Source organism: Micromonospora sp. LZ34 (genome assembly GCF_052981855.1).
Genome location: NZ_JBRIQN010000015.1, coordinates 46,933 through 55,741 on the forward strand (window position 1 = coordinate 46,933; position 8,809 = coordinate 55,741).

The 8,809-nt window shown below is 64.4% G+C and carries 8 protein-coding genes; 7 read left to right on the forward strand and 1 reads right to left on the reverse strand.

Translation table 11 applies throughout. The features are described from left to right. The first annotated feature begins 301 nt into the window (after nucleotides 1-301). From queC to dbpB (ACVCAH_RS17820), 7 genes are read left to right on the forward strand one after another with little or no spacing between them, the layout of a single operon-like run. Nucleotides 302-1,003, forward strand: a complete 702-nt coding sequence (queC, locus tag ACVCAH_RS17790) for a 7-cyano-7-deazaguanine synthase QueC (RefSeq protein ID WP_447137264.1) — start codon at nucleotides 302-304, stop codon at nucleotides 1,001-1,003. Next, the gene (queE, locus tag ACVCAH_RS17795; protein WP_447137265.1) at nucleotides 1,000-1,647 is read left to right on the forward strand and encodes a 7-carboxy-7-deazaguanine synthase; all 648 of its coding nucleotides are present in this window, start codon (nucleotides 1,000-1,002) and stop codon (nucleotides 1,645-1,647) included. Before queC ends, queE begins: the two co-directional genes overlap by 4 nt. Beyond that, entirely contained in the window at nucleotides 1,647-2,006 is a 360-nt protein-coding gene (gene queD / locus ACVCAH_RS17800; RefSeq protein ID WP_447137266.1) for a 6-carboxytetrahydropterin synthase QueD, read from the forward strand. Before queE ends, queD begins: the two co-directional genes overlap by 1 nt. After that, nucleotides 2,003-3,004: a hypothetical protein gene (locus ACVCAH_RS17805; RefSeq protein ID WP_447137267.1), complete on the forward strand. Its 1,002-nt coding sequence runs from the start codon at nucleotides 2,003-2,005 to the stop codon at nucleotides 3,002-3,004. Before queD ends, ACVCAH_RS17805 begins: the two co-directional genes overlap by 4 nt. Then, nucleotides 3,004-4,146, forward strand: coding sequence for a DGQHR domain-containing protein DpdB (dbpB, locus tag ACVCAH_RS17810; protein WP_447137268.1), 1,143 nt, complete (start codon nucleotides 3,004-3,006; stop codon nucleotides 4,144-4,146). Before ACVCAH_RS17805 ends, dbpB (ACVCAH_RS17810) begins: the two co-directional genes overlap by 1 nt. Further along, on the forward strand, nucleotides 4,143-5,384 hold the full coding sequence (gene dpdA / locus ACVCAH_RS17815) for a tRNA-guanine transglycosylase DpdA (RefSeq protein WP_447137269.1): 1,242 nt from the start codon (nucleotides 4,143-4,145) through the stop codon (nucleotides 5,382-5,384). The genes dbpB (ACVCAH_RS17810) and dpdA overlap by 4 nt, the downstream gene beginning before the upstream one ends. Then, entirely contained in the window at nucleotides 5,377-6,567 is a 1,191-nt protein-coding gene (gene dbpB, locus ACVCAH_RS17820) for a DGQHR domain-containing protein DpdB (protein ID WP_447137270.1), read from the forward strand. Before dpdA ends, dbpB (ACVCAH_RS17820) begins: the two co-directional genes overlap by 8 nt. 222 nt (nucleotides 6,568-6,789) lie before the next feature. Here the strand turns inward: dbpB (ACVCAH_RS17820) and ACVCAH_RS17825 are convergent, their stop codons facing one another. Then, a complete protein-coding gene (locus ACVCAH_RS17825) occupies nucleotides 6,790-8,805 on the reverse strand; it encodes a protein DpdD (protein ID WP_447137271.1) in 2,016 nt (671 codons plus the stop codon). Between the last annotated feature and the right edge of the window lie 4 nt (nucleotides 8,806-8,809).

Here is an 8,809-nt window from a genome sequence, read left to right on the forward strand (position 1 = left end):
GGAGTTTGAACTGTCTGCCTTCCGTCTCGTCCACTCCTCCGAACCATCGAGCCACAGATCCCGCCGCAACTGACTCCGCTTGTGCTGTTTCTCATCGCCCAAGCTGCCAGCGGCCGGGGTTGGGTCCTCGTCTGGTGCGCCCGCCAAGGAGGGGTGTCGAGGTCGAAGGACACGCCCTGGCCACCTTTCGACAACGCGCAGTACTCGGGTAACGTGACGCAACCTGCGAGCAGTAACTACGCATCATCGGCGGAGCAAGCTACTGCAGTTTCTCGACCATCGACGAAGCGAGGAGCCTCAGATGTCGGCATCCAAGCCCCAAGCGGTAGTACTGCTAAGCGGCGGTCTCGACTCGGCCACGGCCCTTGCTGTGGCCCTCAAGGAGGGGTTCGAGGCCAACGCCCTCAGCTTCCGCTATGGGCAGCGGCATACGGTAGAACTCGAAGCCGCCACACGGGTCGCGAAGGCTCTCGGGGCGACCCGTCACGTTGTCGCGGACATCGACCTCAGGATCTTCGGCGGTTCCGCGCTGACCGACGACGGCCTCGCTGTACCTCATCACGAGAACGCTGAGGAGATCGGAAGCGAGATCCCGATCACCTACGTGCCAGCTCGGAACACCATCTTCCTGTCGTTCGCGCTCGCCTGGGCAGAGACCCTTGGCGCCTCCGACGTCTTCATAGGAGTAAGCGCTCTCGATTACAGCGGCTACCCGGACTGCCGGCCTGAGTACATCGAGGCATACGAGCGGATGGCAAACCTCGCGACCAAAGCCGGCGTCGAAGGCAGTCAGCGGATGAAGATCCACACCCCGCTGATCCACCTAACGAAGGCAGACACGATCCGGCTCGGCCTCAGCCTCGGTGTCGACTACTCGCTCACCCACAGCTGCTACGACCCCATCGATGGTCGACCGTGCGGCACCTGTGACTCTTGCCTGCTGCGCACTCGGGGCTTCGCCGAACTCGGCATGTCAGACCCCGCCGTCGGCAGCCAGTCATGAGATCCGCATACCGCATCAAAGAGATCTTCTACACGCTACAGGGCGAGGGCACCCATGCCGGAAGACCGGCGGTCTTCTGTCGATTCACGAGTTGCAACCTGTGGACGGGACGCGAGGCAGACCGGCACCGAGCCATATGCCAGTTCTGCGATACAGACTTCGTCGGTACTGACGGACCCGGAGGGGGACGGTTCCGATCAGCTCAGGACCTGGCTGCAGCGGTGGCCAAGGCCTGGGCCGGTGCAGCCCACCCGAAGAGTAGGCCGTATGTCGTCTGCACTGGTGGAGAGCCACTGCTGCAACTTGACGCAGCGGCCGTCGAAGCACTTCACGATGAAGGTTTCGAGGTCGCTATCGAGACGAACGGGACGCGAATCGCGCCCGCCGGCGTCGACTGGGTCTGTGTCAGCCCGAAGGCTGGCACGAATCTAGTCCTCACCGAGGGTGACGATCTCAAGCTTGTGTACCCCCAGCCGGGTGCGGAGCCTGAGCGATTCGAAGATCTGAATTTCGCCCACTTTCTCCTTCAACCCATGGACGGCCCAGAGCAGGCGGCCAACACCCGCGCCGCCATCAACTACTGTCTCGCCCATCCTCAGTGGTCGTTGAGCCTGCAGACACACAAATACATCGGGATTGCTTGATGGAAATCTTCCGTGAGTTCACCTTCGAAGCCGCTCACCGCTTGCCGCAAGTGCCTGAAGGGCACAAGTGCGCTCGCCTTCATGGCCACTCCTACCGAGTTGTGGTACACGTGCGTGGCGAGGTCGGAGCATCGTCCGGATGGGTGATGGACTTCGGAGACATCAAGGCAGCATTCCGTCCAATTTTGGACCAACTGGACCATTACTACCTGAACGAAGTGCCTGGGCTGGAGAACCCGACCAGCGAGGTACTGGCCCAGTGGATCTGGATGAAGCTTGTCGATCAGCTACCGCTATCGGCCATCGTGGTCAGAGAGACGTGCACGTCGGGTGCGGTATACCGGGGCGATGCCTCGTGACGGAAGCCAAGGCCGACGAGCATCAACCGGGCGCCACCGTGGATCGAAGCCTGGCGGAAGCGTCGCCACGTATGCACGTCGTCGTGACCTGCGCGAACCGCAAGAACCTCGCGGTGCCCGCCGCCCTGCGCGTCGGAGCCCTGTCGGACCACCTGCCGAGACAGAGGCTCGCGGAGTGGATTCGACGACTGTCCGAACCAGGCCAGCCGTCCACTGCCGCGACCTCACTCTATGCCGGCGAGCATTGGACGGCGGCGCGTAACCTGGTCACGACGGTAAGCGTGGAGGCTCAACTCTGGGTGTGTTCGGCGGGGTACGGACTGATCCCTGCCACCGCACACGTCCGTCCTTATGCCGCGACCTTCGCGATGCGGGAAGGAGATTCGGTCGGGCGAAGCTCGACCGAGAACCGCGACTGGTGGCGCGGGCTGAGCGGATGGGTGGGCCCGGAACCCGGCGCGCCGCGGTCGTTCTACGACCTCGCCCGAACGAACCCCGACGACACGATCATCGCCGTCCTGTCAAACACCTACCTCCGGGCATGTAGTGACGACCTCCGTAGGGCGGCAGGGCAACTGCGCGACCCGCAGCGGCTGACGATCGTCGGCCCGGCCCAGGCGGATCCCGACCTGGACGAACTGGTCGTCGGCGTGGCCGCTCGGATGAGGCCGGCGGTCGGCGGCAGTCTGCTCGCCCTCAACGTCCGGGTCGCGCAGCGCCTCGTCGGCCTCGTTACCGCGGATCCCGGAACCCACCGTCGCTCCCACCTCCGCGCCCTGGCCCACGAGCTGGCCGCAACGGCACCCCCGCCAGCGCCTCGGGCCCATCGCGAGCGCATGACCGACGACGAGGTCAAAGCCTTCATACGGCCACTCGCAGCGGCCGGGCCAACCTCGGCAACGCGCCTGCTGCGACGGCTACGGGACTCCGGTAAGTCATGTGAGCAGGCACGTTTCAAGCAACTCTTCGACGAACTTTCACCGGACCGGCGCGTCTGATGCCACCCACACACGATCCCAGGACCCTAGCGCGTCGTGCCCTGCGAATCGCCCAGCCCGGCACCCCCGCTCTCTATCTCTTCGCGCTGCAAGCGGACGAGATCCTGCAGATCGCGGACATCTCCCGCGTCAGTCGGGACGACGCCGGGAAGCTGATCGGCTATCAACGCCCGCAGGTGCGGAAACACATACAAGAAATCGTCGATTACCTCGACACCGAGGCCGCGGTCTTCCCCAATCCCATCATCCTGGCCCTGTCCTCCAGCGTGCGGTTCCAGTCCAGCAGAGGACCAGGCGCCGGGGACGGACTGGCCACCTCCGGACTACTCAGCATCCCCTTCGCGCAACCCGGCAAGCCCAAGCCGGCATGGATCGTCGACGGGCAGCAGCGAGCTCTTGCGCTGTCCCGTACCCAGCGGCAGCAGTTTCCGGTACCAGTGACGGCGTTCGTGGCGGACAGCGTCGGTTTCCAGCGCGACCAGTTCCTGCGCATCAACAACACCCGCCCGCTGCCGCGTGGTTTGGTGACCGAACTCCTGCCGGAGGTCGACAGCCCGCTACCTCCCCGACTCGCCATACGGAAGGCGCCCTCTGCCCTGTGCGACGTCCTGAACGCCGACAAGGCATCGCCCTTCTATGGCCTGATCAAACGGGCATCGACCAACCGCCAGCAGTCACCGAACGCTGTGATCACCGATACCGTCGTCGTCGAGATGATCCAGGAGAGCCTTACCTCGCCGGCTGGCTGCCTCTTCCCCTACCGAGACGTCAGCCGCAACGAAACCGACTTCGACGGGATTCTTCAGGCCCTCTGCACCTATTGGTCAGCGGTCCGCGACACCTTCCCCGAGGCATGGGGCAAGCCGCCGAGCAAGAGCCGACTCATGCACGGGGCGGGCATACGGGCCATGGGACGACTGATGGATCGCGTGTTGGGCACGGTGGACCCGCGACTCCCCGAGGCGCCTGAGCTGGTCAGCAAGCACCTCGCGGTAATTGCGCCCCACTGCCAGTGGACGGGGGGAAGGTGGGACGAGCTCAACCTTCGTTGGAACGAGATCGAGAACCTGTCCCGCCATGTGCAGGAGCTGTCCAACTACCTCATCCGCGTCTACCTGAACGAACGGGCGGGAATTCGGTGAAGTTCTTCTTTCCTGACAGCCAGGATCAGGTAGACCCCACGTTCGACTTCCTCAGCGAGGAACGCGACCCGTTCCGGGTACGCCAACGCGACGATCTGTACGCGCACGAAGTGCTGAAGCCGCCGCCGTTTAACGGTCTCTTGGTCTCCAAGGCCATCGTGGACGGCACCACCAGCTCCAGCACCGGCAAGTACACCGGGCCCCAGCGTCACCGGCTGTATCGGCAAGGCGCCCGGGAGTTCTTCCGCCTCGACAACGGCAGCGCCCCGTTGAAGATCATGGGTGACTGCGGAGCCTTCTCGTACGTCGGGGAGGACTACCCGCCCTACACGGTCGAAGAGGTGGTCAGCTTCTACGAGGGGTGCGGATTCGACTACGGGATCTCTGTCGACCACGTCATCTTCCAGTACGAGCCGAAAATCCCTCGTACCGACGACCGCGCCACCGAGTGGGTCCGCCGCCAGCAGATCACGCTCGACCTTGCCACAGAATTCTGGCAACGCTGTTCGTCAAGCGATGTCCACTTCACCCCCCTCGGCGTAGCCCAGGGCTGGAGCCCGGAGTCTTACGCCTATTCTGTGGTGGAGTTGCAGCGGATCGGGTACCGGCGCATCGCGCTCGGAGGCATGGTCCCCCTGAAGACAAAGGACATCCTTGCCTGTCTCCGCGCCATCGACGACGTACGCGAGCCGGACACGGAGTTACATCTCCTGGGCATCAGCCGCGTCGACGAAATCCCCACCTTCGCCGGTCACGGCGTGACGAGTTTCGACAGCACGTCACCCTTCCGGCAGGCGTTCAAGGACGACCGGGACAACTATTACGCACTCGACCGAACCTACGTGGCGCTTCGCGTTCCTCAGGTCGACGGAAACGCGAAGCTCAAGGCACGGATTCGTTCCGGCGAGATCAGCCAAGGGCGGGCCATGCAGTTGGAACGCGCCGCACTGACACGCCTTCGCGAATTCGACAGGGGCGAGGTCGACGTGGAGGTCGCCCTGGAGGCGCTGGTCGCCTACAGCTCGGTGTGGGACGGCAAGGCGGACAGGAGCAGCCAGTACCGCGACACACTCCAGAATCGGCCGTGGCAGGCCTGCGACTGCTCGATCTGCAACAAGGCTGGCATCGAAACAATCATTTTCCGCGGGGCGGAACGCAACAAGCGTCGCGGCTTCCACAACCTACACGTATTCGGGCAGCGACTGCGCCGGCAGCTTGGAGATGACGACCGTGACTAAGCAGGAAGACGATAGCGCCATGGCAGACAGCCGCGGGAAGATGCTGCATCTTCCCGCTCTCGAGATCAGGCAGGGACCAAACCGCCGTCTCTACACCTTTGCGGTGGACGGCAAGCAAGTCCCGTCGTTCGCCGCCGTCTCGCGGGTCCGGCGCGACAGCCAGCAGCAACTGCACGGCTACCAACGACCCGAGGTCCTGGCGCACGTGGCGGCGATCCGCCGCTACGTGGAGTCCGACGACAGCCCCCTGCTGCCCAATGCCATCGTCGTCGCCTTCGACGACCGGGTCCGCTTCGTCCCTGCCGAAGCCGCGACTGACGGCCCCGGCTACGTCCGCCTGGGCACCCTCCTGGTACCGGCAAGCGACGACTGGGAGGACGTCGACAAGCCTGGGTTCATCGTGGACGGCCAGCAGCGTTGCGCGGCCATCCGTGACGCAGACGTCGCAGCCTTCCCGATTTGCGTCACGGCCTTCATCACCGCCGACCAGGCTGACCACCGGTCTCAGTTCATCCTCGTGAACTCGACCAAGCCGCTTCCAAAGGGACTCATTCACGAGTTACTCCCGGCCGCCTCTGGCCCGCTGCCGAACCAGCTGCGCGTACGGCAACTCCCCGCGACCGTTCTCGAGCGCCTCAACTTCGACGAGCGTTCGCCTCTGCGTCACATGATTCAGACCCCGACGAACCCGACGGGCGTCATCAAGGACAACTCGATGCTGCGCATGCTTGAGAACAGCATCTCGGACGGTGTCCTGTATCGCTTCCGTGGCAGCGATAGCACGTTGCCAAACATCGGACTGATGGTGACCGTACTGAGCGACTTCTGGACCGCGGTGCGGGAGGTGTTCGGTGAGGATGCGTGGGGCAAGCCCCCGCGCAAGTCGCGGCTGATGCACGGCGCTGGAATCATCAGCATGGGCTATCTGATGGACGCCATCGCCGACACGGGCGGCAGCGGCGACGATGTGCCGGACACTCAGGGATTCGCCACGGGACTGAAGACCGTCAAGGATTACTGTCGCTGGACCGAGGGCACGTGGGATCTGGGCGACGGGATCCCGCGCCGCTGGAACGATGTTCAGAACACCCCTCGGGATATTCAACGAATCACCGATTTCCTGGTCTCCACATACTATGCGAAGCAGGGAAAGCGGCACGATCGGTCGAGTAGGCTCTTTTAGCTGGTCTCCCGGGAGGTACCCGCGCCGAGGAGTCGGCACCAAGCGCCGCCGCGCCATACGCGATTAAGGCTTTGGATAACCGCCTTGGCCCTGCTGGATGCAGGGCCAAGGCAAACCCTCGGAACTCGAAACGCGGACACAGCCGATGTTGACATCTGACGCCGAATAGGGGTCAGCAGCGTCAGTTACCTCGGTCGCGTTCTATTAATGCGGCACCACAGATCAAGAGGCGCTCGATACCGCAATCGCTCCACGCTCGCTAGCTGCAGATATCACGGCACGCAATAACGACGCAGATCCGGCACCCTCAGCCTCACGAATCGTGGCGTCAGGACGCGCAGTCGACCGGATGAAGCCGGTGGCAGCATGCGTGGCGCAACGGGTAGCCATGATGATGATGTCGGCCCGATGAACCCACTGCTTCAGCTGCCGACTTCCAACGTGGTCGCTACTGAGCTGCACGTTCAACGCGGGCGCCAATCCAGCCAGAATGCTGCTCGCGCGTCGCAGTGCCCCTTCGTCCAAGGAGTACAACAGCACCTGACGTGCTGAGGTAAGCGTCGACTTGGTGCTGGGCGGCGGGTTCGCCGGGGAAGTCCAGGCAAGACCCAAGCCGAATTCGTCGTTCAAGAGGCACGCCAACGCGAACTGGTCGGCTTCCAGTCGGCCGCCTTGCATGGCCAACGGCGCCAGGAGTAGCTGAAGGAGTCGCAGGCGCGCCTCCTTGTCGGGGCTTGGAGCGCGAGCGACTACGTCGCACATGTCCAAGACGACTGACGCCTGGTTCACGCTGATCCAGCGGTCGCTTTCCGCGCCAAGGTCGTCCAGCAGAGTTCTGTACTCTGCCGCTGGCAGGCCGCCGCGCAGAGTGATTTCCAGAAGAGCGACCACGCCGGCCATGTCACTAGACCGAAACCGATTGTGGCTCAGCGCGTTGGTCAGGAATGCTTGCGCAGTGTGACTGGCTGGGTGTCCATATCCATCGCTGTCGACGAAAGCTCCGACGGTTGTCCAAGCCCGTTCGGCGCCGTCGTCGTCGAGGCCGTTGAGCATTTCGGCGAGCGCTAGATCGCAAGTGGCCGCCGGCGGCCAGGAGCGCCAGGCCCCTTCGGCAATCACCTCGCTAACGTCCTCGGCCCTGGCTATCGCCCCCACCAACTCTAGCCAGGATCCTGGCCGGGCCGGGATAGACCGTACGTGGGAGAGCGCGTCGTCTTCCTGGTCCTCGCCCGGGGATGCCTCCGTGGGGGTGGTCGGAAGGGCGTGATGCTCGACGGCCGAGGCCGGATAACCGGCGGACGTCAGTAAGTCGGGCCAGGCTGCGCCGAGTCGCTGCCACGCGTCGCCATCGTTCCGGAGCCGATCCCACAGCGCGGCGTCGTTAGTAGCGAAAGCCGCGAGCGCGATCGCAGTAAGGGCCTCGACACCGAAACCGGACAGCGAGCCGTCGGCGAGCGCCGGCACCAACTCCCCGCGAAGGACCAGGCCTTGCAATGCCGCCTCGGTGTTGCCGTCGGCGAGTGGGCCGGCAAGCACCGTGGAGTAAATCGCATCCAGGATCGCCTCACGAACCGGCGCTGGCGGGCGTGTGGCGACCACGTCGCGTAGCGCGGGCAGGCGTAGGAGCTCACCGTGGTTGCCCAGCCGGGCGAGCCGCTTGATGGTGAGGTAGGTGAGGTTCATCCCGCTGAGGCCGGTGCCCTCCAGCCGGCCCAGCAATTCCGCAGTGGCGCGGTGGTCGCCGGCGGCCATTGCCAGGTCGAATTCTGCCAGCAAGCGCCCCACGGGCATCGGCACATCAGAGTGGCTGGTCGGCCGCTGGCTGATGGTGCGGCGCATCCGGCTTAGCGCCGCCCACACACTGCGGGAGCCTTGCTGTGGATGTTCCAGGATAAACACGCGGCGGTGGCCGACGAATGCTGCAACGGCGTCATCGACTGGGTCACCGGCACGCAGCGCCTCGGGGCGGTTGACGAAGGCGGCGTGGCTCGGCACCACGAACGCGGCCAGCCACTCCCGCACTGTCGTTGCATGACGACTGAGCCGAGGGATGACGTAGATGTGTTTGTGTGGGTTGCCGGGTTCGTTGCGCGGCAGGATGTAGGGCGCATCGGAGTTGTCGGACAGCAGGGCGAGGTAGTCGGAGAGAAATACGGCGGTCTGGGAGCGGGGGTCACGCCCAGGCCAGGACGTGTTGCCCGGGCCGAAGAAGCGGTCTAGAAAGGTCTCGGAGTCCATCGTG

Coding starts and splice junctions, on each gene's coding strand:
- queC (WP_447137264.1), top strand. CDS start 302: ATGTCGGCATCCAAGCCCCAAGCGGTAGTACTGCTAAGCGGCGGTCTC.
- queE (WP_447137265.1), top strand. CDS start 1,000: ATGAGATCCGCATACCGCATCAAAGAGATCTTCTACACGCTACAGGGC.
- queD (WP_447137266.1), top strand. CDS start 1,647: ATGGAAATCTTCCGTGAGTTCACCTTCGAAGCCGCTCACCGCTTGCCG.
- dbpB (WP_447137268.1), top strand. CDS start 3,004: ATGCCACCCACACACGATCCCAGGACCCTAGCGCGTCGTGCCCTGCGA.
- ACVCAH_RS17825 (WP_447137271.1), bottom strand. CDS start 8,805: ATGGACTCCGAGACCTTTCTAGACCGCTTCTTCGGCCCGGGCAACACG.